This is a genomic window from Macromonas nakdongensis, from assembly GCF_002837145.1.
In the GTDB taxonomy this organism is placed as follows: Bacteria; Pseudomonadota; Gammaproteobacteria; order Burkholderiales; family Burkholderiaceae_C; genus Macromonas_B; species Macromonas_B nakdongensis.
Genome location: NZ_NWMV01000019.1, coordinates 47,831 through 72,096 on the forward strand (window position 1 = coordinate 47,831; position 24,266 = coordinate 72,096).

Genomic DNA, 24,266 nt, shown 5'->3' on the forward strand with positions numbered 1-24,266 from the left:
ACCGAGAACCGACCGATATGAAACCGATTCAAGTGGGCCTGCTGGGCATTGGCACCGTGGGCAGCGGCACCTTCAACGTGCTCAAGCGCAACCAGGAAGAAATCACCCGCCGCGCCGGCCGTGGCATTGAAATCACCATGGTCGCCGACCTGGACGTGGCGCGTGCCCAAGCGGTGGTGGGCGCGGGCGTGCAGGTGGTGAACGACGCGCGTGCCGTGATCGCCAACCCCGATATCGACATCGTGATCGAGCTGATCGGTGGCTACGGCATCGCCAAGGCGCTGGTGCTGGAGGCGATCGCCGCCGGCAAGCACGTGGTCACCGCCAACAAGGCGCTGCTGGCCGTGCACGGCACCGAAATTTTCGCCGCGGCGCAGGCCAAGGGCGTGATGGTGGCGTTCGAAGCCGCCGTGGCCGGGGGCATCCCCATCATCAAGGCGCTGCGCGAAGGCCTGACCGCCAACCAGATCCAGTGGGTGGCCGGCATCATCAATGGCACCACCAACTTCATCCTGTCCGAAATGCGCGACAAGGGCCTGGACTTTGACGTGGTGCTGAAAGAGGCTCAACGCCTGGGCTACGCCGAAGCCGACCCGACCTTTGACATCGAAGGCGTGGACGCCGCACACAAAGCCACGCTGATGAGCGCCATCGCCTACGGCATCCCGGTGCAGTTCGACAAGGCCTATGTGGAAGGCATCACCCAGTTGGGCGCGGCCGACATCAAGTACGCCGAGCAACTGGGCTACCGCATCAAGCTGCTGGGCATTGCCAAGCGCGCCGCCAAGGGCATCGAACTGCGCGTGCACCCGACCCTGGTGCCGGCCAAGCGCCTGATCGCCAACGTCGAAGGCGCCATGAACGCCGTGATGGTGCAGGGCGACGCCGTGGGCACCACGCTGTACTACGGCAAGGGCGCTGGCAGCGAGCCCACCGCCAGCGCGGTGATCGCCGACCTGGTGGACATCACCCGCCTGCACACCGCCGACCCGCAGAACCGTGTGCCGCACCTGGCCTTCCAGCCGGGCGCCCTGAGCGACCTGCCGGTGCTGCCGATGAGCGAGGTGGTGACGAGCTACTACCTGCGCCTGCGCGTGGCCGATCAGGCTGGCGTGCTGGCCACGGTGACTGGCATCCTGGGCCAGGCCGGCATCAGCATCGACGCGGTGCTGCAGCGCGAAGCCGCCGAGGGCGAGAACCAGACCGACGTGATCATCCTGACCCACGGCACCCGCGAAGGCAGCATGGACGCCGCCATCGCCCAGATGCAGGCGCTGCCCACCGTGCTGGCGCCCATCACCCGCATCCGCAAGGAGGAACTGGCGTAATGCTGTACCTGTCCACCCGCGGGCACCCGGACCGCAAGCGTTTCTGTGAAATCCTGCTGGAGGGCCTGGCGCCCGACGGCGGCCTGTACCTGCCCGAGCGTTATCCGCAGGTGGACGACGCCACCCTGAGCCGTTGGCGCAAGGTGTACCACCAGCAAGGTTACGCCGAGCTGGCGTTCGAGATTTTGTCGCTCTACATCGACGACATCCCGGCCGCCGACCTGCGCGCCTTGTGCGCCAAGACCTACACCGCCGAGGTCTACGGCACCGGCGAAATCGTGCCGCTGCGCCACCTGGAAAACGCCATCTGGATCGAGGCCCTGTCCAACGGCCCCACGCTGGCCTTCAAGGACATGGCCATGCAGTTGCTGGGCCACCTGTTTGAGTACGAACTGGGTCGCCGTGGCGAAGAACTCAACATCCTGGGCGCCACCAGTGGCGACACCGGCAGCGCGGCCGAGTACGCCATGCGCGGCAAGCAGGGTGTGCGGGTGTTCATGACCAGCCCGCACGGTCGCATGAGCCCCTTCCAGCAGGCGCAGATGTTCAGCCTGCTGGACGACAACATCCACAACATCGCCATCGAAGGCGTGTTCGACGACTGCCAGGACATCGTCAAGGCGGTGTCCAACGACCTGGAATTCAAGCGCAAGTACAAGATCGGCACCGTCAACTCCATCAACTGGGCGCGCTTGCTGGCCCAGGTGGTGTACTACTTTGCCGGCTACATCCAGGCCACGCAGTCGAACAGCCAGAGGGTCAGCTTCACGGTGCCGTCGGGCAACTTCGGCAATGTGTGCGCCGGCCACGTGGCGCGCATGATGGGGCTGCCCATCCACCAGCTGGTGGTGGCCACCAACGAGAACGACGTGCTCGACGAGTTCTTCCGCACCGGCGTGTACCGTGTGCGCGGCAGCGCCGACACCTTCGAGACCTCCAGCCCGTCGATGGACATCTCCAAGGCCAGCAACTTCGAGCGCTTCGTGTTCGACCTGCTGGGCCGCGACGCCGCCCAGACCCAGGCGCTGTTCGGTGAGGCTTTGAACCGCGAGGGCCGCTTCGACCTGAGCGCCAACCCGCACTTCGCCCAGGCCGCCAGCCGCTACGGCTTCGTCAGCGGCAAGAGCACCCACACCGACCGCCTCGCCACCATCCAGGACACCTGGCAACGCTTCGGCCAGATGATCGACACCCACACCGCCGACGGCGTGAAGGTGGCGCGCGAACACCTGACCCCGAACGTGCCCATGGTGGTGCTGGAAACCGCGCTGCCGATCAAGTTCGCTGCCACCATCGTGGAAGCCCTGGGGCGCGAGCCCGAGCGGCCGGCCAAGTTCGAAGGCATCGAAGCCCTGCCCAAGCGCGTGCAGGTGATGCCGGCCGACGCCGCGGTGGTGAAGGCCTACATCGCCCAGCACTGCCCAGCCTGAGCCCGGGACGCCGCCGCATGAGCACGCCATCCCCGATGCAGCCGCCCCAACGCCCCGGCCTGATGGTGCTGGAAGACGCCATGGCCGCCTTGCTGGCCGCGGCGGGTCCGGTCGCAGGTGTCGAGTCGGTGCCCACCTTCGACGCCGATGGCCGTGTGCTGGCCGAGGACCTGGTGTCCGCGTTGGACGTGCCGGGGCACGACAACTCCTCCATGGACGGCTACGCCGTGCGCGTGGCCGACTTGCAGGCCGCTGCCGGCGGGGCCTTGCCCGTGTCGCAGCGCATTCCCGCCGGCCATTTCGGTGCGGCTTTGCAAGCGGGGACGGTGGCCCGCATCTTCACCGGCGCACCGCTGCCGGCCGGTGCCGACGCCGTGGTCATGCAGGAAGAGGCCGAACCCGCGGGCGAGGCCGGTGGCCTGCCGCTGGTGCGTTTCCAGGTGCGGCCCGAGCCGGGCCAGTGGATACGCCGCCAGGGCGAAGACGTGCGCCGCGGCGCGGTGGTGCTGGCCCGTGGCACCCGCCTGGGCCCGGCCGAACTGGGGCTGGCCGCCAGCATGGGCTTTGCCCAGCTGCCGGTGGCGCCCCGTGTGCGCGTGGCGTTGTTGTCCACCGGCGACGAGCTGGTCATGCCCGGCGACGTGCCGCCGGCGCAAATGAAGCCCAGCGCCATTTACAACTCCAACCGCTTTTTCCTGCGCGCCCTGCTGCAGCGGCTGGGCTGCGAGGTGAGCGACCTGGGCATCGTGCCCGACCAGCGCGACGCCACCCTGGCCGCGCTGCGCTCGGCGGCTGAGGCGCACGACCTGATCCTGAGCAGCGGCGGTGTCTCGGTGGGCGAGGAAGACCACATCAAACCCGCCGTGCAGCAACTGGGCGGGCTGGACCTGTGGCAGATCGGCATGAAGCCGGGCAAGCCCTTTGCCCACGGCTGGGTGGGTCGCGCAGCCGCCGATGGCCGCTGCCATTTCATCGGCCTGCCGGGCAACCCGGTGTCCAGCTTTGTCACCTTTTTGCTGCTGGTGCGGCCCTTTTTGCTGCGCCTGCAGGGCGTGGTCGGTGCGGCGGCCCAGGGTTTGCCGCCTGCGCAGGCCCTGGTGGCGCATTTCGACCTGCCCAAAGGCGACAAGCGCCGAGAATTCTTGCGCGTGCGCCGCAACGCCGCCGGCGGGCTGGACCTGTTCCCGAACCAGAGCTCCGGGGTATTGACCTCGGTGGCGTGGGGGGATGGGCTGGTGGACAACCCGCCGGGCCGCGCCATCGCGCATGGTGACGTGGTCCAGTTCCTGCCTTTCGATGCGCTGCTGTCTTGAGCCGACCATGACCATCCACGTCCGATTTTTCGCCGCCATCCGCGAAGCGGTGGGCACCCCGTCCCTGGCGCTGGACACCTCGGCCACGACCGTGGCCGCCTTGCGTGACGAGCTGATCGCCCGCGGCGGCCCCTGGGCCGACGCCCTGGCCCGGGGCAAGGCGGTGCGCGCCTCGGTGAACCAGGCCATGGTGGACGAAACGGCGCCGCTGCCGGCCGGCGCCGAAGTGGCGTTTTTTCCGCCCGTGACCGGTGGTTGAGCCGGAGCGCCCCATGAACACCCCCCGCGTCAGCATCCAGACCGGCGATTTCGACCTCGGTGCTGAGGTCGCCGCCCTGCGCCGCCAGGACGCGCGCGTGGGCGCCGTCTGCACTTTCGTCGGCACCGTGCGCGACAGGAACGACGGCCAAAGCGTCTCCACCATGGAACTGGAGCACTACCCGGGCATGACCGAAAAGGCCATCGAGGCCATGATCGACGAGGCGCAGCGCCGCTTCGACATCTTCGGCGCCCGCGTCGTCCACCGCGTCGGCCTGCTGCAACCGCTGGACCAGATCGTGCTGGTGGCCGTCACCTCGGCCCACCGCGGCGACAGCTTCCAGGCCTGCGAATTCCTGATGGACTACCTGAAAACCCAGGCCCCGTTCTGGAAGAAGGAGCAGACGCCCGAGGGCGCCCGCTGGGTGGACGCCCGCGTGAGCGACGACGCGGCGCTGGCCAAGTGGGGCATACAGGCCAGCAACGCCTGATCGCGGTGGAACGGTGCGCCGCTGAGCCCGCCCGTCCCTGTGCCCGCGGTGCCTGACCGCCGGTGCCGATTCTTTGCGCCAGATCAAAGCCAAAGGTCCCGGTCTGGGCCGACGATGCGTGGGGCCCTTGAAATGGCCAGGCGGGCCTTCATGTGTGCCCCAGTTGGAAAACACATTGGAGTGTCTGCATGCGCATCGACAAACTGACCACCAAGTTCCAGGAAGCCCTGGGCGAAGCCCAGACCCTGGCGCTGGGGAACGACCACGCCTACATCGAACCGGCGCACGTCCTGCTGGCCATGCTGCGCCAGCAGGACGGCCCCAAGGCGCTGCTGCAGCGCGCCGGCGTGAATGTGGCCGCGCTGGGCCAAGCCGCCGACGCCGCGGTGCAGAAATGCCCGCAGGTGCAAGGCCAGGAGCAGGTGCAGGTGGGCCGCGACACGGTGACGCTGCTGCAGACGGCCGAGAAAGAGGCCATCAAGCGCGGCGACCAGTTCGTGGCCAGCGAACTGTTCCTGCTGGCCCTGGCCGACAGCAAAACCGCCCTGGCCGACGGCGCCCGCAAGGCCGGCCTGAACCGCAAGAACCTGAGCGAAGCCATCGACGCCGTGCGCGGAGGACAGAAAGTGGACAACCCCGAAGCCGAAGGCCAGCGCGAAGCGCTGAAAAAGTACACCCTGGACCTGACCGAGCGCGCCGCGCAAGGCAAGCTGGACCCGGTGATCGGCCGCGACGACGAAATCCGCCGTGCCATCCAGGTGCTGCAGCGCCGCAGCAAGAACAACCCGGTGCTGATCGGCGAGCCCGGTGTGGGCAAGACCGCCATCGTGGAAGGGTTGGCGCAGCGCATCGTCAACGGCGAGGTGCCCGACACGCTGAAGGACAAGCGCGTGCTGGTGCTGGACATGGCCGGCCTGCTGGCCGGCGCCAAGTTCCGCGGCGAGTTCGAAGAACGGCTGAAAGCCGTGCTGAAAGAGGTGGCACAAGACGAGGGCCGCATCATCCTGTTCATCGACGAAATCCACACCATGGTGGGTGCCGGCAAGGCCGAAGGCGCCATCGACGCGGGCAATATGCTCAAGCCCGCGCTGGCCCGGGGCGAGCTGCACTGCATTGGCGCCACCACGCTGGACGAGTACCGCAAATACATCGAAAAAGACGCCGCGCTGGAGCGCCGCTTCCAGAAGGTGCTGGTGGACGAGCCGACCGTGGAGGCGACCATCGCCATCCTGCGGGGTTTGAAGGAGCGTTACGAAAAGCACCACAACGTGGACATCACCGACCCGGCCATCGTCGCCGCGGCGGAGCTGAGCCACCGCTACATCACCGACCGCTTCCTGCCCGACAAGGCGATCGACCTGATCGACGAGTCGGCCGCCAAAATCCGCATCGAGCAGGACTCCAAGCCCGAGGTGATGGACAAGCTGGAGCGCCGCATGATCCAGCTCCAGATCGAAACCGAGGCGGTCAAGCGCGAGAAGGACGAGGCCTCGCAAAAGCGCCTGGCGCTGATCGAGGAAGAACTGGTCAAGCTGCAGCGCGAATACGCCGATCTGGAAGAGATCTGGAAGGCCGAAAAGGCCAGCGTGCAGACCTCGGGCGAGGTGCGCGAGCAGATTGAAGGCGTCAAGCAGGAGATCGAGGACCTGACCCGCAAGGGGGATTTCAACAAGGTGGCCGAGCTGCAGTATGGCAAGCTGCCCGAGCTGGAAAAGCGCCTGAAAGAAGCCCAGGCCAAGGAGGCCGCCGGCGACGGCAAGGCCAACAAGCTGTTGCGCACGCAGGTGGGCGCGGAAGAAATTGCCGAGGTGGTGGCGCGGGCCACCGGCATTCCGGTGAGCAAGCTGATGCAGGGCGAGCGCGACAAGCTGCTGGCCATGGAAGACAAGCTGCACGAGCGCGTGGTGGGGCAGGACGAGGCCATCATCGCGGTGGCCAACGCCATCCGCCGTTCGCGCGCGGGCCTGAGCGACCCGAACCGCCCCTTGGGCAGCTTCCTGTTCCTGGGCCCGACCGGCGTGGGCAAGACCGAGCTGTGCAAGGCGCTGGCGGGCTTTTTGTTCGACAGCGAGGAGCACCTGATTCGCATCGACATGAGCGAGTTCATGGAGAAGCACTCGGTGAGCCGCCTGATCGGGGCGCCTCCGGGCTATGTGGGCTACGACGAAGGCGGCTACCTGACCGAAGCCGTGCGCCGCAAGCCCTACAGCGTGATCCTGCTGGACGAGGTGGAAAAAGCCCACCCCGACGTGTTCAACGTGCTGCTGCAGGTGCTGGACGACGGCCGCCTGACCGATGGCCAGGGCCGCACCGTGGACTTCAAGAACGCGGTGGTCGTGATGACCAGCAACATCGGCTCACACCTGATTCAAGCCATGGTGGGGCAGGACGCCGAGGACATCAAGGACGCGGTGTGGGGCGAGCTGAAAAACCATTTCCGCCCGGAATTCCTCAACCGCATCGACGAAACCGTGGTGTTCCACGGCCTGAACGCCGAGCACATCGCCAACATTGCCCGCATCCAGCTGAAGGTGCTGACCGAGCGCCTGGCCAAGATGGAGCTGAACCTGCAGGTCAGCGACGCCGCGCTGGCGGAACTGGCCAAGGTGGGCTTCGACCCGGTGTTCGGTGCCCGGCCGCTCAAGCGCGCCATTCAGCAACGGATCGAAAACCCACTGTCCAAGGCGATTCTGGAAGGCAAGTTCCCGCCCAAGAGCGAGATCCCGGTGGACGTGGATCCGATCACCGCGCCCGGGACCTTCCAGTTCGGGCGGGTGGTGCACTGAGTGGGGCTTATTGCACCTTGGCCTTGGTGCGCAGGCCTTCCTGGAATTCCACCAGTTTTTGCTGCTGCAGCTGCTGCACGATCTGGGGCTTGAGTTCCTCCAGCGGGGGCAGGGCGGCCTGGCGCACGTCGTCCACGCGGATGATGTGCCAGCCGAACTGGCTCTTGACCGGGGCTTCGGTCATCTGGCCTTTGCCCAGCTTGACCATGGCGCCCGAGAACTCGGGCACGAAGGTGCTGGCGGTGGCCCAGTCCAGGTCGCCGCCGTTGGCGCCGGATCCCGGGTCTTTGGACAGCTTCTTGGCCAGATCTTCGAACTTGCCGCCCTTCTTGATGTTGGCGATGATGTCCTTGGCCTCGGCTTCGGTTTCCACCAGGATGTGGCGGGTGCGGAATTCCTGGCCGCCATTGGCCGCGGTGAACTTGTCGTATTCGGCCTTGATGTCGGCGTCGGACACCACGTTCTTGCGCTGGAAGTCGGCGAACAGTTCGCGGATCAGGATGGTCTGGGCGGCCAGCTCCAGCTGGGTGCGGTAGTCGGCCGAGGCCTTGAGGCCGCGGCGTTCGGCTTCCTGCACGAAGACTTCGCGGGCGATCACTTCTTCCTTCAACTGGGCCTTGACTTCGGCGTTGACTGGGCGGCCGGCGCGTTCCAGTTGCTGGGCCAGTGCCTCGACCCGCGCCGACGGCACGGGCTTGCCGTTGACGATGGCCAGGTTCTGTGCCGACACGGGCAGGGCGAAGGTGGCGGCCAGGGCGACCGCGGTCAGGGCGTGTTTCATGGGGAAGGCAGGGGGTGGGGAGAAGTCAGCGTTGGAGGTCGATGGCCAGGGCGTGTAGCCCGGCCTCGAAATAGGGTTGCAGCGCATCATACACAAGGCGGTGGGCGGCCACCCGGCTCAGGCCCTGCAGCCGCGGCCCGCCGATGCGTACGCGAAAGTGGGTGCCCCGGCCCAGGCCGTTGGCCCCGGCGTGGCCGGCGTGGGCGGCGCTTTCGTCCAGCACTTCCAGGGTGGTGGGGGCCAGGGTCGCACGCAGGGTGTCGGCCAGGGCTTGGGCGGTGGGCAGGGCGGCGGCGGGGTTCATGGTTGCTGGTGCGGGGCGTCGTCTTTCAGGTGGCGGGCCACGTACAGGCCCTGCCCGACGATGAACACCACCGGGAACACGTAACCCCAGAGCTTGAAGTTGACCCAGTCCTCGGTGGAGTAGAGGGCCGCCACATAGGCGTTGAGCCCGGCCATGAACAGGAAATAGGCCACCCAGACCACCGTGAGCCGGGCCCAGACGCCGTCGGGCAGTTTGAGCTGGCTGCCCAGCAGCATTTGCAGGAAGTTCTTTTTCCAGATCCAGAGGGCAGCAGCCAGCACCACGGCCATGCTGGCGTAGAGCACGGTGGGCTTCCATTTGATGAAGCGGTCGTCCTGCAGCACCAGGGTCAGGGCGCCGAACACCAGCACCAGCGCGAGGGTGACTTTCTGCAGGGTCTGCAGGCGGCGGTCGATGCCGTAGATCAGGGCGGTCTGGAGCACGGTGGCGGCCATCAGCACGCCGGTGGCGGTGTAAATGCCTTGCAGCTTGTAGGCCACCACGAACAGCGCGATGGGGAAAAAGTCGATCAGGAAGCGCATGCCCGGATTATCGCTTTTGCAGCTCCAGCGCCGCCGAGTTCATGCAGTAACGCAGGCCGGTGGGGGCAGGGCCGTCTTCGAACACGTGGCCCAGGTGGGCGCCACACTGGCTGCACACGGTTTCCACCCGCACCATGCCGTGGGAGCGGTCCACGTGTTCGGTGATGGCGCCGGGCAGCGCTTGCGCAAAGCTGGGCCAGCCGCAGCCGGCATCGAATTTGGTGTGGCTGTCGAACAGGGTGTTGCCGCAGCAGATGCAGTGGTAGGTGCCGTCGGCCCAGACCTGTTCGTACTTGCCGGTGTAAGGCCGTTCGGTGTGGGCGCGGCGGGTGACGTGGAAGGCCAGGGGCTCGGCGCCTTTGGCGGCCAGTTCCGCTTGCCACTCGGCGTCGGTTTTTTGCAGGGGAAAGCTCATGGGCGGACTCCAGGGGGTGCGGCGCTGCCGACATTGTGGCCGCTTCGGATGACCAGGGTGGCACCAGGGTGTTGTGCCTGTGCCCGGCCTTCAGTTCGGTTCGGCGCTCGCTTCGGTGGGGATGGCCCGCAACAGGCCTTCCAGCGCGTCCTGGTCGAGGATGTCAACCCGGCCAAACTCCAGCGATACCCAGCCCTGTGCCTCGAACTGCTTGAGCACCCGGTTGATGGTCTGGCGCGACAGGCCGGCGAGGTGGCCCAGGTCTTCCTGTGACAGGTTGATCTTGCGCATGCCCTGCCAGAACAAGTGGCTCAGGTACTGGGCTACGCGTTCTTCGGGCGAGCGCAGCCGCCCCGATTCGATGATGGCCATGGCCTGGCCCAGGCGCAGGTTGAGGCGTTCGATCAGGTAGTGGTTGAACGACAGGTCTTGGCGGTACAGGGCCTGGAACTGGGCCAGGGGCATGCCGATGAGCGTGGTGTCGCGCATCGCCACCACATCGTATTGCCAGGCACCGCCCCGCAGCACCGAGCCTTCGCCGAACCATTCGCCGGCGGGCACTCCCAAGAAGGCCGAGACCTTGCCGTCGGGGCCGCTGGTTTGCAGCTTGGCCATGCCCGAGAGGACGCCGTACCAGCCATCGATGGCCTGGCCTTTGTGCAGCAGGACCTCGCCCTTGGCGGCTTTGCGCAGCACCAACAGATCCAGCAGGGCGCAGCGCTCGGGTGTGGCCAGACGGTCGAACCAGGGCTGGCCGTACAGGAAGATGCTTGCGGGGGAACGCTTGTCCAGCAGCATGGATGGGGAGTCTCCGGTGAGCCGAACGAAAGATGTCGGCTTCGCGACAATTATCGCTGCCCTCTCGGGGTTTGCCACGATGACGGGCGCACCCCCCGGCTAGGATAGTTGCGGACTGACCGGCCCCCCTCTTTGCGTGGGGGCCGCAGCGACACCGATTCCCATACGCATTGCAGGAGATCCCATGCTTGGTTTGATGCAAGACCGCCCGTTGCTCATTTCCGACCTCATCGAACACGCCCAGCGCCACCACGGCGACGTGGAGATCGTGTCGCGCCGGGTCGAGGGCGACATCCACCGCACCACCTACCGCGAAGCCGCCGGCCGCGCCCGCCAGTTGGCCAATGCCCTGGACGCGCTCGGCGTCGGGCAGGGCGAACGCGTGGCCTCGTTGGCCTGGAACGGCTACCGCCATTTCGAGATGTACTTCGGCGTCAGCGGCTCCGGCCGCGTGCTGCACACCGTGAACCCGCGCCTGATCCCGGAGCAGGTGGTCTGGATCGTCAACCACGCCGAAGACCGGGTGCTGTGCTTCGACATGACCTTCTGGCCCATCGTCAAGGCCATCCACGACAAGTGCCCCACGGTCCAGCGCTGGGTCGCCCTGTGCGACGACGCCCACCTGGCCAAGCTGACCGAGGGTGGTGGCATTCCCAACCTGGTGAGTTACGAAACCCTGATCGGCGACCAGCCCAGCACCTACGCCTGGCCCGCGCTGGACGACGGCACCGCCTCCAGCATGTGCTACACCAGCGGCACCACCGGCCACCCCAAGGCGGCGCTGTACAGCCACAAGTCCACCATCCTGCACGCCTACGCCGCCGCCCTGCCCGACGTGATGTGCCTGAGCGCCCGCGACAGCGTGCTGCCGGTGGTGCCGATGTTCCACGTCAACGCCTGGGGCATCCCGTATTCGGCCTGCGCGGTGGGTTGCAAGCTGGTGTTCCCCGGCGCGGCGCTGGACGGCAAGTCGGTGTACGAGCTGATGGACGGCGAAGGCGTGACCTTTGCCGCTGGCGTGCCCACCGTGTGGCAGATGCTGCTGACCCACATGGGCCAGAACGGCCTGAAGCTGCCCAAGCTGGGCCGCACCGTGATCGGCGGCTCGGCCTGCCCGCCGGCCATGATCGACGCCTTCCGCCAGCAGTACGGCGTGGAGGTGCTGCACGCCTGGGGCATGACCGAGATGAGCCCGCTGGGCACCCTGTGCACCTTGAAGAACAAGCACCTGAGCCTGCCCGAAGCCGAACAGATGAAGATCCGCCTGAAGCAGGGCCGCGCGATTTTCGGGGTGGACATGAAGGTGGTCGACGCCGAAGGCGCCGAGCTGCCCTGGGACGGCAAGAGCGCCGGCGACCTGCTGGTGCGCGGTCCCTGGATCCTGCGCGAGTACTACCGGGGCGAAGGCCGTTCGCCGCTGGTTGACGGCTGGTTCCCCACCGGCGACGTGGCCACCATCGACGCCGACGGCTTCATGCAGATCACCGACCGCAGCAAGGACGTGATCAAGTCCGGTGGCGAGTGGATCAGCTCCATCGACGTGGAAAACATCGCCATGGCGCACCCGGCGGTGCTGATGGCCGCGTGCATCGGCATGCGCCATCCCAAGTGGGACGAGCGCCCCATCGTGGTGGTGGTCAAGAAGCCCGGGGCCGAGGTGACGCGCGAGGCGCTGCTGGCCTTCTACGAGGGCAAGATCGCCAAGTGGCAGGTGCCTGACGACGTGGTGTTTGTGGACGCGATCCCCCTGGGTGCCACCGGCAAGATGCAAAAAGTGAAGCTGCGCGAACAGCTGGCCGACTACCGCCTGCCCGGCCTGTGATTTTCCCGACGCACGGGTCAGTCGCGCAGGCGATAGGGGCTAGGGGCAATCCCTGAGAGCCGGCCCGTGCATGCCTTGTAAGCTTGATGTCATTCAACCACCCATAAGGAGACAAAACCATGAAGTTCGTGTTGAAGACCCTCACCGCCACCGCCCTGCTGGCTTGCGCCCTCTCGGCGCAGGCGCAAAAGGGCGAGACGGTGAAGATCGCCCTGATCGACCCGCAGACCGGCCTGATGGGCCCGCTGGGCAACAACCAGATGCGCAGCTGGCAGTTCTTCGCCGAGAAGTTCAGCCAAAGCAACCCGGCCGGCGTCAAGTTCGAGTTGGTGGCGTTTGACAACAAGCTGAGCCCGGCCGAAAGCCTGACCGCGCTGCAGGCCGCCATCGACCAGGGCATCCGCTACGTCGCCCAGGGCAACGGCTCGTCGGTGGCCGGTGCGCTGATCGACGCCATCAACCGCCACAACAGCCGCAACCCGGGCAAAGAGGTGGTGTTCCTGAACTACGCCGCGGTGGACCCCGACTTCACCAACAGCAAGTGCAACTACTGGCACTTCCGCTTCGACGCCGACACCTCCATGAAGATGGAGGCGCTGACCACCTTCATGAAGGACCAGAAAGACGTTCAGAAGGTCTATCTGCTGAACCAGAACTACTCGCACGGCCACCAGGTGACCAAGTTCGCCAAGGAAAACCTCAAGCGCAAGCGCCCGGACGTGCAGATCGTCGGCGAGGACCTGCACCCGCTGGCCCAAGTGCGCGACTTTGCCCCGTACATCGCCAAGATCAAGGCCTCTGGCGCCGACACCGTGATCACCGGCAACTGGGGTTCCGACCTGGCGCTGCTGGTGAAGGCGGCCAACGAAGGTGGCTACACCGGCAAGTTCTACACCTACTACACCGGCGTGACGGGCACCCCCACCGCGCTGGGCCAGGGCGGTGCCGGCCGGGTGTTCCAGATCGCCTACCAGCACTACAACCTGGACGGTCCGATGAAGACCTGGAACACCGAGTTCAAGAAGCGCTTCAACGACGACATGTTCACCGGCTCCATCCCCAACGCCTACACGGCGCTGGGTGAGGCCATGGCCAAGGCCAAGTCCACCGACCCGGTGAAGGTGGCCGCGGCGATGGAGGGGCTCAAGTACAAGGGCTTCAACGGTGAGGTCGAAATGCGCAAGACCGACCACCAACTGCAGCAGGCCCTGTTCCTGACCGTCTGGCAGAAGGCCGATGCGAAGTACCCGGTCAGCCCGGAGAACACCGGCATGACCCTGGCCCCGGTGAAGGAATTCCCGGCCTACGTGGCCAGCACCCCGACCAGCTGCGACATGAAGCGTCCGCGCTGACGCGCCCAGGGGCCGGCCCGGTGACAGCCGCCTGTCGGCCACCGGCCCCTTTTCCATCCCCCAGTTTCGTTTGATTCGAGCGGTGCTTGTGCCTCGGTGCACAGGGCCAGGGGCCTGCTCGTCCTGAAGTTGGCCATTTGGCCGCGAAAGAAGGAACCATGGAGTTCTTCATCATTTCCATGCTCAACGGTCTGAGTTACGGGCTGTTGCTGTTCATGCTGAGTTCGGGGCTCACGCTCATCTTCAGCATGATGGGTGTGCTCAATTTCGCGCACGCCAGTTTCTACATGGTCGGGGCCTACGTGGGCTACTCCATCGCCGAGGTGGTGGGCTTCTGGCCGGGCCTGGTCTTGGCGCCGCTGGTGGTCGGCGTGCTCGGGGCCCTGTTTGAAAAGCTGAGCCTGCGCAAGGTCCACAAATACGGCCACGTGCCCGAGTTGCTGATCACTTTCGGTCTGTCTTACGTGATCCTGGAACTGGTGCAACTGGTGTGGGGCCGCACGGCGGTGGAGTTCCGTCCGCCCGAGGTTTTGCAAGGCCCGGCCTTCACGCTGCTGAAAGACGCCGCGGGAGGCTTGGACCTGATCTGGGGGGTGGCCGCCCCCGAGCTGTGTGCCGCCGCTGGTGCGGTGTGCACGCCGTTCCCCGCCACCCGTGCCTTCATGATGCTGGTGGCCGTGGTGATGCTGGTCAGCCTGTGGTTGCTGATCACCCGCACCCGGGTGGGCCTGGTCATCCAGGCCGCGCTGACCCACCCCGAGATGGTGGAAAGCCTGGGCCACAACGTGCCGCGGGTGTTCATGATGGTGTTCGGCGCCGGCACCGGGCTGGCGGGCCTGGCCGGGGTGATCGGGGGCAGCACCTTCGTCACCGAACCGGCGATGGCGGCCACCCTGGGCTCGGTGATTTTTGTGGTGGTGGTGGTCGGCGGGATGGGATCGCTGTCGGGTGCCTTCCTGGCGTCGGTGCTGATCGGTGTGATCCAGACCTTCGCCGTGGCGCTGGACCACTCCTTCGTCACCCTGGCACAGAACCTGGGGCTGACCCTGTCGGACGCGATGCGGGAGAACTCGGTGCTGCGGCTCACGCTGTCGCAGATCGCTCCGATCCTGCCCTACCTGTTCCTGGTGTTGATCCTGATTTTCCGGCCCAAGGGCCTGCTGGGCACCCGCGAATCCTGAGGCCGCACAACCATGACAAGCACTTACTACCGTTTCAAACCCTACAACGTGGGGCGCTGGGTGATCTGGACCCTGTTTGCCCTGGTGCTGCTGTGCGCGCCCCAGGTGTTCACCAGCAACCTGTCGGTCAGCATGCTGGCGCAGATGGGCATCGCCATCATCGCCTGCCTGTCGTACAACATCCTGCTGGGGCAGGGCGGCATGCTGAGCTTTGGCCACGCCGTCTACACCGGCCTGGGCTCCTACGTGGCCATTCACACCCTGCTGAAGGTGGCCGACGGCGTCTGGGGCGTGCCGGTCAGCCTGGTTCCGGTGATCGGGGGCCTGGCGGGCATGGCGTTTGCCGTGCTGTTCGGCTACGTGACGACCAAGAAATCGGGCACGCCGTTCGCCATGATCACCCTGGGCATGGCCGAACTGGTGTTTGCCATGTCGCTGATGTTCTCGGAATTCTTCGGCGGCGAGGCCGGCATCACCGCCGACCGCATGGCGGGCGAGCCCTTCATGGGCCTGACTTTCGGGCCCAGCATCCAGGTGTATTACCTGATCGCGGTCTACACCTTCGTGTGTGTGGCGCTGATGTTCGCCTTCACCCGCACGCCACTGGGGCGCATCCTCAACGCGGTGCGCGACAACCCGGAGCGGGTCGAGTTCATCGGCTACAACACCCAGAAGGTGCGATACCTGGCCTTCATCATCGCGGGCTTCTTCGCCGGCATTGCCGGCGGGCTGGGCGCGATCCAGTTCGAGATCGTCACCGCCGAGGTGGTGGGGCCTGCGCGTTCCGGCGGCTACCTGCTGTTCACCTTCCTGGGCGGCGCCACCTTCTTCTTCGGTCCCATCATCGGCGGCGTGCTGATGGTGCTGGCCTTCGTGCTGCTGTCCGAGCTGACCAAGGCCTGGCTGCTGTACCTGGGGCTGGTGTTCCTGTTCATGGTGATGTACGCGCCCGGCGGCATCGCCAGCCTGATCATGATGAACCTGCGCGTGGCTTCCTTCGGCCGCCTGCGCGAGCTGTGGGTGAGCTACCTGGCCCTGGCCGTGACCGGGCTGGTGGTGCTGCTGGGGGCCGGCGCCATGATCGAGATGGTTTACCACCTGCAGCTCAACAGCGCCATGGGCGACACCGTGCGCTTCCTGGGCATGGAGCTGCACGCGCAGCAGGGAACCAGCTGGTTTGGCGCGGCCTTCGTGGCCCTGACCGGCCTGGGCCTGTTCGAACTGACGCGCCAGCACTTCCTGCGGCACTGGGCCGAGATCCAGACCTACATTGAAAAAGAAATCAAACGCCGGGAGACGCACTGATGAGCACCCCTTACGCCCTCGAATTGAAAGACCTGCGCAAGCGTTTCGGCAAGACCGAGATCATCCGTGGCGCCAACCTGGCCGTGCAGGCCGGCGAACGGGTGGCCATCATCGGGCCGAACGGGGCGGGCAAGTCCACCCTGTTCAACCTGATCAGTGGCCGCTTCGAGCCCACCAGCGGTGAGGTGCTGCTCAACGGCGAGCCGATCCAGGGCAAGAAGCCCTTCGAGATCAACCGCCTGGGCCTGAGCCGCAGTTTCCAGATCACCAACATTTTCCCCAAGCTGAGCGTGTTCGAGAACCTGCGCTGTGGCGTGCTGTGGAGCCTGGGTTATCGCTACACCTTTCTCAAGTTTCTGGCCAACCTGGACGACGCCAACGAACGCGCCGAGGAACTGCTGCACATGATCCGCCTGGACAAGAAGCGCGACGTGCTGGGCGTGAACCTGACCTACGCCGAGCAGCGTGCGCTGGAAATCGGCGTGACCATTGCCGGCGGGGCCAACGTGATCCTGCTGGACGAGCCGACCGCGGGCATGAGCAAGAGCGAGACGGCACGCTTCATCGACCTGATCCGCGAGGTGACGGTGGGCAAGACCCTGTTGACGGTGGAGCACGACATGGGCGTGGTGTTCGGCCTGGCCGACAAGATCGCGGTGGTGGTGTATGGCGAGGTGATCGCCTTCGACACGCCGGAAGCGGTGCGCGCCAACCCCCGGGTGCAGGAGGCCTACCTGGGCTCGGTGCTGGCCGAAGAACAAGCCGCGGCAGCGGGACACTGACAAGGCGGAGCGACACACATGCTGGCAATTCAAAACCTGCACGCCTACTACGGCAAAAGCCACGTGCTGCACGGGGTGCATTTCAACGTGGGTCAGGGCGAGATCGTCGCCCTGCTGGGGCGCAACGGCTCGGGCCGTTCGACCACGGCCAAGGCCATCATGGGCCTGGTCGATTGCGAGGGTGACATCGCTTGGAAGGGGCAGCCCATCCGCGGCAAAAAGCCGTTCGAGGTGGCGCACTTGGGGCTGGGCTACGTGCCGGAAAACCGTGAGATCTTCCCCAAGCTCACCGTGCACCAGAACCTGATGCTGGGCGAAAAGTCCGGGGCCAAGAACAGCCGCTGGAGTTTCGACGACATGTACGCCATGTTCCCGCGCCTGAAGGAGCGCCAGCACACCGAGGCCGGCGTGATGTCGGGCGGCGAGCAGCAGATGCTGACGCTGTGCCGCACCCTGATGGGCGACCCGGACCTGATCATCATCGACGAGCCGACCGAAGGCCTGGCACCGAAGATCGTGGAGCTGGTGGGCGAGTACCTGCAGCGGCTGAAAGCGCGTGGCATTTCGGTGCTGCTGATCGAGCAGAAGCTGACCATTGCCCTGAACATTTCGGACCGTGCCCTGGTGATGGGGCACGGCAGCATCGTGTTCGACGACACGCCTGCGGCGCTCAAGGCCAACCCTTACGTCCGCAAGGAATGGCTGGAGGTGTGACGGCCCTGTCGCCCGCACGACTGTTGGCGCGGGTGACAGACAAACAGGCGACAGCTGCCTGCGCACCGATCCCTAGAATCCATAGAAGCGAACGGTCGTTCTTTTTTTGAAGGCCGGCGCCCCACCTGAACGCGCACCCGAGGAGACCCCATGACAGCGCAATACGAAGTTCGCGGCGAAGTGGCCGTGATCAGTCTGGACAACCCGCCGATGAACGGTTTGGGTTTGAGCACCCGCCAGGGGATCGTCCAGGCCCTGGACAAGGCCATCAACGATCCGTCGGTGCGATCCATCGTGCTGACCGGCGGGGGCAAGGCCTTCTCCAGCGGGGCCGACATCAAGGAATTCGGTTCGCCCAAAGCCTACCAGGACCCCAACCTCATCGCCGTCATCAACGCGCTGGAGGCTTCGCCCAAGCCGGTCGTTGCCGCGTTGCACAGCGTCGCCATGGGGGGCGGGCTCGAACTGTCGCTCGGCTGCCACTACCGCATCGCCGCGCCCGGCACCAAAGTCGCGTTGCCCGAAGTCAAGCTCGGTCTCATCCCCGGCGCCGGCGGCACCCAACGCCTGCCGCGCGCCATCGGTGTCGAGCCGGCGCTCAACCTCATCGTCAGCGGTGAACCCGTCAACAGCGAACTGCTCGCCCAGATCCCTGGCCAGAAACTCTTTGACCAGATGGCCGCCAGCGCCGACAGCCTGCTGGGCGAGGCCATCGCCCTGGCCCAAGCCAAAGCCGCCCAGCACGCCGACGGCAGCCCCCTGCCGCGCCTGCGCGATCTGCCCTGCAAACACCCGCAAGGCGACGCCTACTTCCAGTTCGCCCGCAACATGGTCAAAGGCATGGCCAAGCACTTCCCGGCGCCGGCCAAGTGCGTGGACGCGGTCGAAGCCGCCACGAAGAAGAAGTTCGACGACGGCATGGCCCACGAGCGCGAACTCTTCGTCAACCTCATGATGACGCCCGAGTGCATGGCCCTGCGCCACCTGTTCGTGGCCGAACGCGCCGCCAGCAAGATCCCTGACGTGCCGGCCGACACCCCGCAGCGCACGATCGCGAAGGTCGCCGTGATTGGCGCGGGCACCATGGGCGGCGGCATCGCCATGAACTTCCTCAACGCCGGCGTGCCGGTGCAAATCCTCGAGATGAAGCAGGAAGCGCTGGACCGTGGCATCGCCACCATCCGCAAGAACTACGAAGCCCAGGTGAAAAAGGGCAAGCTCAAGCAGGACAAGTACGAGCAGCGCATGGCCCTGCTCAGCACCACCCTGAGCTACAACGACATTGCCCAGGCCGACCTGGTCATCGAAGCCGTCTTCGAAGACCTCGGCGTCAAGGAGGCCGTGTTCAAACAGCTCGACGCCGTCATGAAGCCCGGCGCCATCCTTGCCTCCAACACCTCCACGCTGGACGTGGACAAGATCGCGGCCTTCACCCAGCGCCCGCAGGACGTGGTGGGCATGCACTTCTTCAGCCCCGCCAACGTCATGAAGCTGCTGGAAGTGGTGCGTGGCGCCAAGACCGGCAAGGACGTGCTGGCCACCGTCATGGCCATCGGCAAGAAGATCAAGAAAACCTGTGTCGTCTCCGGCGTGTGCGACGGCTTCATCGGCAACCGCATGATCGAGCAATACAGCCGCCAGGCCGGCTTCCTGCTCGAAGAAGGCTGCACCCCGGCGCAGGTGGACAAGGCGATTGAGCGCTTCGGCTTCGCCATGGGCCCCTTCCGCATGGGCGACCTGGCCGGCAACGACATCGGCTGGTACATCCGCAAGCGCCGTTACATCGAGCAACCCGACGTGCGCTACAGCAAGACCGCCGACCTGCTGTGCGAACTCGGCCGCTTTGGCCAGAAAACCGGTGCCGGCTGGTACGACTACGCGCCGGGCAAGCGCGACGCCATCCCCAGCCCCGTGGTGGTGGACATGATCGAGCAGCACCGCAAAGACCTCGGCATCGCCCCGCGCAAGATCAGCGACGACGAGATCGTCCAGCGCCTGGTGTTCTCGCTCGTCAACGAGGCCGCCCACATCCTGGAAGAGGGCATTGCCAGCCGCCCCAGCGACATCGACATGGTGTACCTGACCGGTTACGGCTTCCCCATCCACCGCGGTGGCCCGATGCACTTTGCTGAGTTCACCGGCCTCTTCAACGTCGCCGAAGCCATGAAGCGCTTTGCCAAGAACCCGCACGACGACGCCCGCTTCTGGCAGCCGGCGCCGCTGATCCAGCGCCTGATCGCCGAAGGCAAGACCTTCGCCGACCTCAACCGCTGAAGCCCGAGCGGACCCACCGGAACACCAAGGACACCACCATGACCCAAGCCGTCATCGTCTCCACCGCCCGCACCCCCCTGGCCAAGAGCTGGAAGGGCGCTTTCAACATGACCCACGGCGCCACCCTCGGCGGCCACGCCGTGCGCCACGCCATCGAACGCGCCGGCATCGACGCCGCCCACGTCGAAGACGTCATCATGGGCTGCGCCAACCCCGAAGGCGCCACCGGCATGAACATCGCCCGCCAGATCGCCCTGGCCGCTGGCTGCCCCATCACCACCTCGGGCCTGACCGTCAACCGCTTCTGCTCCTCCGGGCTGCAGACCATCGCCCTGGCCGCCCAGCGCATCATCGCCGGCGAAGGCGAGGTCTTTGTGGCCGGTGGCGTCGAGAGCATCTCCTGCGTGCAGCAGGAGATGAACATGCACATGGCCTTCGACCCCGCGCTGAAGAAAGCCAAGCCCGAAATCTACTGGAACATGCTGCAGACCGCCGAACAGGTGGCCCAGCGCTACGGCATCGGCCGCGACGCCATGGACGAGTACGGCGCGGCCAGCCAGCAAAAAGCCTGTGCCGCCCAGGCCGCCGGTTTGTTTGATGCAGAAATCGCGCCCATCACCGTCACCATGGGCGTGGCCGACAAGGCGCTCGGCCTGATCACCAAGCAGGTGACCGTGAGCCGGGACGAAGGCACCCGCGAAGGCACCACGAAAGAGAACATCAGCGGTCTGCGCTCGGCCCTGCCGGGTGGGCTGGTGAGCGCCGGCAACGCCAGCCAGTTCAGCGACGGCGCCGGCGCCTGCGTGGTGGTCGGCGAAGACTACGCCGCCAAGCACAACCTGCAGCCCCTGGGCCGTTTCCTCGGCTTCGCCGTGGCCGGTTGCGAGCCCGACGAGATGGGCATCGGCCCGGTGTTCGCCGTGCCCAAGGTCCTCAAAAAACTGGGCCTCACCGTCAACGACATCGACCTGTGGGAGCTCAACGAAGCGTTTGCGGTGCAGGTGCTGTACTGCCGCGACAAGCTGGGCATTCCGAACGAGCGGCTCAACGTCAACGGCGGTGCGATCGCTTTGGGGCACCCCTATGGCGTCAGCGGCCAGCGGCTGACCGGGCACGCCCTGATCGAGGGCAAGCGCCGCGGGGCCAAGCGGGTGTGCGTGACCATGTGCATCGGCGGGGGCATGGGCGCGGCCGGGGTGTTTGAAGTCTTGTGACGACGGAGTGAGCATGTCTCTGCGCCCCACCGTCGATTTTCTGCTGTACGACTGGCTGGGGGCGCAGACCCTCAGCGAGCGTGAGCGTTTCGCGGACCACAGCCGCGAAACCTTCGAGGCCGTGCTGGACACCTGCGAGCGCATCGCCCGCGACAAGTACGCGCCCTTCAACCGCCTGGTGGACACCCAGGAGCCGCACTTCGACGGCGAGCACGTGATCCTGCCGCAGGCGACCAAAGACGCCTGGGACGCCTATGCCGAATCGGGCATGCTGAGCGCGGCGCAGGATTACGCCCTCGGCGGCATGCAGTTGCCCTACACCGTGGAGGCCGCGGGCAACGCCTTTTTTGCCATGGCTTCGGTCAGCATCGGGGCCGGCATGCTCAGCGTGGGCAACGCCAACCTGCTGATGGCGCACGGCTCTCCGCTGCAGCGCGAGGTGTTCGCGCTCAACACCTTCAGCGGGCGCTTTTCCGGCACCATGTGCCTGAGCGAGCCGCAGGCGGGTTCGAGCTTGAGCGACGTGGCCACCCGCGCCGTGCCCGACGGTGACGGCTTCGAGGCCGACCCGCTGGGCCCGCGCTACCGCCTGCGCGGCAACAAGATGTGGATTTCGGCCGGCGAACACGAGTTGACCGAGAACATCGTCCACCTGGTGCTGGCCAAAATCCCAGGGCCGGACGGCAAGCTGCCGCCCGGCGTCAAGGGCATTTCGCTGTTCATCGTGCCGAAAAAGCTGGTGGATACGCAAGGCCAACTCACCGGGGTGCGCAACGACGTGGCCCTGGCCGGCTTGAACCACAAGTGCGGCTGGCGCGGCACCACCAACACCTTGCTCAACTTTGGCGAGGGCAAGTTTCCGGTGCAGGGCGCCGGTGTGGGCGCGGGGCTGGACGGGCAGGGCGCCGGGGCCGTGGGCTACCTGGTGGGCGAGCCGGGCAAGGGCCTGGGCTATATGTTCCACATGATGAACGAGGCCCGCATAGGCGTGGGCATGGCCGCCACCATGCTGGGCATGGCCGGTTACCACGCCAGCCTGGACTACGCCAAAAACCGGCCGCAGGGCCGACCCATGAGCGCCGGTGGCAAAGACGCCACCCAGCCCCAGGTGCGCATCATCGAGCACGCCGACGTCAAGCGCATGCTGCTGGCCCAGAAGGCCTATTGCGAAGGCGCCCTGGCGCTGGAGCTGTACTGCGCCCGCCTGGTGGACGAACAGCACACCGGCGCGCCCGAAGCGGCCGACGACGCCCGCCTGCTGCTGGAGGTGCTGACACCCATTGCCAAGAGCTGGCCGAGCGAGTGGTGCCTGGAGGCCAACAGCCTGGCCATCCAGGTGCACGGCGGCTACGGCTACACCCGCGACTTCCCGGTGGAGCAGTACTGGCGCGACAACCGCTTGAACATGATCCACGAGGGCACCCACGGCATCCAGGGCATGGACCTGCTGGGCCGCAAAGTGTTGATGGAAAACGGCAAGGGCCTGCAACGGTTGGCCGGGCGCATGCAGGCCACCATCGAGCGCGCCATCCAGCAACCGGCCCTGGCACTGCACGCCAACGCCCTGGCGCAGGCCTTGCAGCAAGTCGGTGCCGCCACGAAGGCGGCGTGGGCCACGGGCCAGCCCGCCGAGGCCCTGGCCAATGCCGTGCCCTACATGCAGGCCTTTGGCCACACCGTGCTGGCCTGGGTCTGGCTGGACGTGGCTTTGGCCGCCCAGCAAGCCGCCGCAGATGCCGCACAACAAGGCCGCCTGGCCGCCTGCCGCTACTTCTTCCACTACGAGCTGCCCAAGATCGGGGCCTGGCTGCAGGTGGTGTCGCAACGCGACATGACCTGCGCCGAACTGCCGGAGGCGGCTTTCTGAACCCACGGACACGCACACATGACACGCACCATCCAACAACTGTTTGACCTCAACGGAAAAGTGGCCCTGGTCACCGGCGGCTCGCGCGGCCTGGGCTTGCAGATGGCCCACGCCCTGGGCGAGGCCGGCGCCAAAATCATGCTCAGCGCGCGCAAGGCCGACGAACTGGAAGCCGCCGTGCAGGAACTGCAGGCCGCCGGCATCGACGCGCGCTGGATCGCCGCCGACTGCGCCAAGGAGGCCGACATCCACCGCCTGGGCGCCGAAACCCTGGAACGCCTGGGCGACGTGGACATCCTCGTCAACAACGCCGGCGCCGCCTGGGGCGCCCCGGCCGAGGACCACCCGATCGACGCCTGGGACAAGGTGATGAACCTGAATGTGCGCGGCTACTTCCTGCTGAGCCAGTACCTGGCCAAGCACAGCATGATCGCGCGCCGCCGCGGCAGCATCGTCAACATCGCCTCCATCGCCGGGCTGGGCGGCAACCCGCGCGGCATGAACACCATCGCCTACAACACCTCCAAGGGCGCGGTCATCAACTTCACCCGGGCGCTGGCGGCTGAGTGGGGCCCGCACGGCATCCGCGTCAACGCCATCTGCCCGGGCTTTTTCCCGAGCAAGATGACGCAGGGCACGCTGGAAGCGCTGGGCGAGGACAAGATGGCCGCCGGCGCACCGTTGGGCCGCCTGGGCGACGACGAAGACCTGAAGGGCCTGACGCTGCTGTACGCTTCCGACGCGGGCAAGCACATCACCGGCCAGTGGCTCGCGGTGGATGGTGGCGTGAGCATCGTCACCGGTGGCTGACAGGAGCACGGTTTGGAATTTCAGGTACACATCCCCTTTGTCGCCCACCTGGGCTTTGCACTGCAGCGTTGGGCCGACGGCGAGGCTGAGATCACCTACGACCCGGCGCCCGAGCACCTGAACTCGTTCAGCGTGGTGCACGGCGGCGCCAGCATGACCTTGCTCGACGTGGTCATGGCCCACGCCGCGCGCAGCGTGCAGACCGACATGGGGTGCGTCACCATCGAAATGAAAACCAGCTTCATGCAGGCCGCGCGCGGCCCGCTGCGCGCCACCGGGCGCCTGCTGCACCGCACCCCCACCATGGCCTTCACCGAAGGCCACGTGTTTGACGCGCAGGGCAAGCTCTGCGCCCACGCCTCGGGCACGTTCAAGTACGTCAAGCGCCTGCCCGTGGGTGCGAGGGAAAGCCAGCCGCTCAACGGCCCGGCCGGCATTTCCACCGATTGAGGCCCCCAGGGCCGTTCCGCCGTCCGCCTGACCGGGCCCGTCCCGCAGG

Annotated in this window: 22 protein-coding genes; 17 read left to right on the forward strand and 5 right to left on the reverse strand. The window is 66.4% G+C overall.

Annotated features, from left to right (window positions below; all coding sequences use genetic code 11):
- Positions 1–17 precede the first annotated feature (17 nt).
- The 6 genes from CON77_RS03495 (at position 18) to clpB (ending at position 7,606) form a co-directional block, all read left to right on the forward strand.
- Entirely contained in the window at positions 18–1,328 is a 1,311-nt protein-coding gene (locus CON77_RS03495) for a homoserine dehydrogenase (protein ID WP_101047754.1), read from the forward strand.
- Entirely contained in the window at positions 1,328–2,758 is a 1,431-nt protein-coding gene (gene thrC / locus CON77_RS03500) for a threonine synthase (protein ID WP_101047755.1), read from the forward strand. Before CON77_RS03495 ends, thrC begins: the two co-directional genes overlap by 1 nt.
- 35 nt (positions 2,759–2,793) lie before the next feature.
- Positions 2,794–4,071, forward strand: a complete 1,278-nt coding sequence (locus tag CON77_RS03505; protein ID WP_101047756.1) for a molybdopterin molybdotransferase MoeA — start codon at positions 2,794–2,796, stop codon at positions 4,069–4,071.
- Between the two features lie 7 nt (positions 4,072–4,078).
- Positions 4,079–4,330: a molybdopterin converting factor subunit 1 gene (gene moaD, locus CON77_RS03510; RefSeq protein ID WP_101047757.1), complete on the forward strand. Its 252-nt coding sequence runs from the start codon at positions 4,079–4,081 to the stop codon at positions 4,328–4,330.
- A gap of 13 nt (positions 4,331–4,343) precedes the next feature.
- Complete coding sequence (moaE, locus tag CON77_RS03515) at positions 4,344–4,820, forward strand: molybdopterin synthase catalytic subunit MoaE (protein ID WP_101047758.1); 477 nt, start codon at positions 4,344–4,346, stop codon at positions 4,818–4,820.
- Positions 4,821–5,008: 188 nt separating this feature from the next.
- Positions 5,009–7,606 (forward strand): ATP-dependent chaperone ClpB, encoded by a 2,598-nt coding sequence (gene clpB / locus CON77_RS03520; protein ID WP_101047759.1) that lies wholly within the window; start codon positions 5,009–5,011, stop codon positions 7,604–7,606.
- A gap of 7 nt (positions 7,607–7,613) precedes the next feature.
- Here clpB and CON77_RS03525 read toward each other — a convergent pair whose 3' ends face one another.
- The 5 genes from CON77_RS03525 to CON77_RS03545 form a co-directional block, all read right to left on the reverse strand.
- Complete coding sequence (locus CON77_RS03525) at positions 7,614–8,387, reverse strand: peptidylprolyl isomerase (protein WP_101047760.1); 774 nt, start codon at positions 8,385–8,387, stop codon at positions 7,614–7,616.
- A gap of 25 nt (positions 8,388–8,412) precedes the next feature.
- Positions 8,413–8,691, reverse strand: coding sequence for a BolA family protein (locus CON77_RS03530; protein WP_101047761.1), 279 nt, complete (start codon positions 8,689–8,691; stop codon positions 8,413–8,415).
- Entirely contained in the window at positions 8,688–9,233 is a 546-nt protein-coding gene (locus tag CON77_RS03535; RefSeq protein ID WP_101047762.1) for a septation protein A, read from the reverse strand. Before CON77_RS03535 ends, CON77_RS03530 begins: the two co-directional genes overlap by 4 nt.
- A gap of 7 nt (positions 9,234–9,240) precedes the next feature.
- Positions 9,241–9,648, reverse strand: coding sequence for a peptide-methionine (R)-S-oxide reductase MsrB (msrB, locus tag CON77_RS03540; protein ID WP_101047763.1), 408 nt, complete (start codon positions 9,646–9,648; stop codon positions 9,241–9,243).
- A gap of 90 nt (positions 9,649–9,738) precedes the next feature.
- A complete protein-coding gene (locus tag CON77_RS03545) occupies positions 9,739–10,446 on the reverse strand; it encodes a Crp/Fnr family transcriptional regulator (protein ID WP_101047764.1) in 708 nt (235 codons plus the stop codon).
- A 184-nt stretch (positions 10,447–10,630) separates the two neighbouring features.
- Here CON77_RS03545 and CON77_RS03550 point away from each other — a divergent pair, with 184 nt between their 5' ends.
- The 11 genes from CON77_RS03550 (at position 10,631) to CON77_RS03600 (ending at position 24,217) form a co-directional block, all read left to right on the forward strand.
- Positions 10,631–12,268 (forward strand): 3-(methylthio)propionyl-CoA ligase, encoded by a 1,638-nt coding sequence (locus CON77_RS03550; protein WP_101047765.1) that lies wholly within the window; start codon positions 10,631–10,633, stop codon positions 12,266–12,268.
- A 119-nt stretch (positions 12,269–12,387) separates the two neighbouring features.
- Positions 12,388–13,620 (forward strand): branched-chain amino acid ABC transporter substrate-binding protein, encoded by a 1,233-nt coding sequence (locus tag CON77_RS03555; RefSeq protein WP_101047766.1) that lies wholly within the window; start codon positions 12,388–12,390, stop codon positions 13,618–13,620.
- Between the two features lie 158 nt (positions 13,621–13,778).
- Positions 13,779–14,801, forward strand: a complete 1,023-nt coding sequence (locus CON77_RS03560) for a branched-chain amino acid ABC transporter permease (protein ID WP_101047767.1) — start codon at positions 13,779–13,781, stop codon at positions 14,799–14,801.
- A gap of 12 nt (positions 14,802–14,813) precedes the next feature.
- Positions 14,814–16,106, forward strand: coding sequence for a branched-chain amino acid ABC transporter permease (locus tag CON77_RS03565; protein WP_101047768.1), 1,293 nt, complete (start codon positions 14,814–14,816; stop codon positions 16,104–16,106).
- The gene (locus CON77_RS03570; protein ID WP_101047769.1) at positions 16,106–16,888 is read left to right on the forward strand and encodes an ABC transporter ATP-binding protein; all 783 of its coding nucleotides are present in this window, start codon (positions 16,106–16,108) and stop codon (positions 16,886–16,888) included. The genes CON77_RS03565 and CON77_RS03570 overlap by 1 nt, the downstream gene beginning before the upstream one ends.
- Positions 16,889–16,906: 18 nt before the next feature.
- Positions 16,907–17,602, forward strand: a complete 696-nt coding sequence (locus CON77_RS03575; protein WP_101047770.1) for an ABC transporter ATP-binding protein — start codon at positions 16,907–16,909, stop codon at positions 17,600–17,602.
- 150 nt (positions 17,603–17,752) lie between these two features.
- A complete protein-coding gene (locus tag CON77_RS03580) occupies positions 17,753–19,876 on the forward strand; it encodes a 3-hydroxyacyl-CoA dehydrogenase NAD-binding domain-containing protein (protein WP_101047771.1) in 2,124 nt (707 codons plus the stop codon).
- Between the two features lie 38 nt (positions 19,877–19,914).
- A complete protein-coding gene (locus tag CON77_RS03585) occupies positions 19,915–21,090 on the forward strand; it encodes an acetyl-CoA C-acyltransferase (protein ID WP_101047772.1) in 1,176 nt (391 codons plus the stop codon).
- Positions 21,091–21,103: 13 nt separating this feature from the next.
- Complete coding sequence (locus CON77_RS03590; protein ID WP_101047773.1) at positions 21,104–22,957, forward strand: acyl-CoA dehydrogenase; 1,854 nt, start codon at positions 21,104–21,106, stop codon at positions 22,955–22,957.
- 18 nt (positions 22,958–22,975) lie between these two features.
- Positions 22,976–23,767 carry an SDR family oxidoreductase gene (locus CON77_RS03595; protein ID WP_101047774.1) on the forward strand — a complete coding sequence of 264 codons (792 nt, stop codon included), beginning with the start codon at positions 22,976–22,978 and terminating at the stop codon, positions 23,765–23,767.
- Between the two features lie 12 nt (positions 23,768–23,779).
- The gene (locus tag CON77_RS03600; protein ID WP_101047775.1) at positions 23,780–24,217 is read left to right on the forward strand and encodes a PaaI family thioesterase; all 438 of its coding nucleotides are present in this window, start codon (positions 23,780–23,782) and stop codon (positions 24,215–24,217) included.
- The last annotated feature ends 49 nt before the right edge of the window (positions 24,218–24,266 follow it).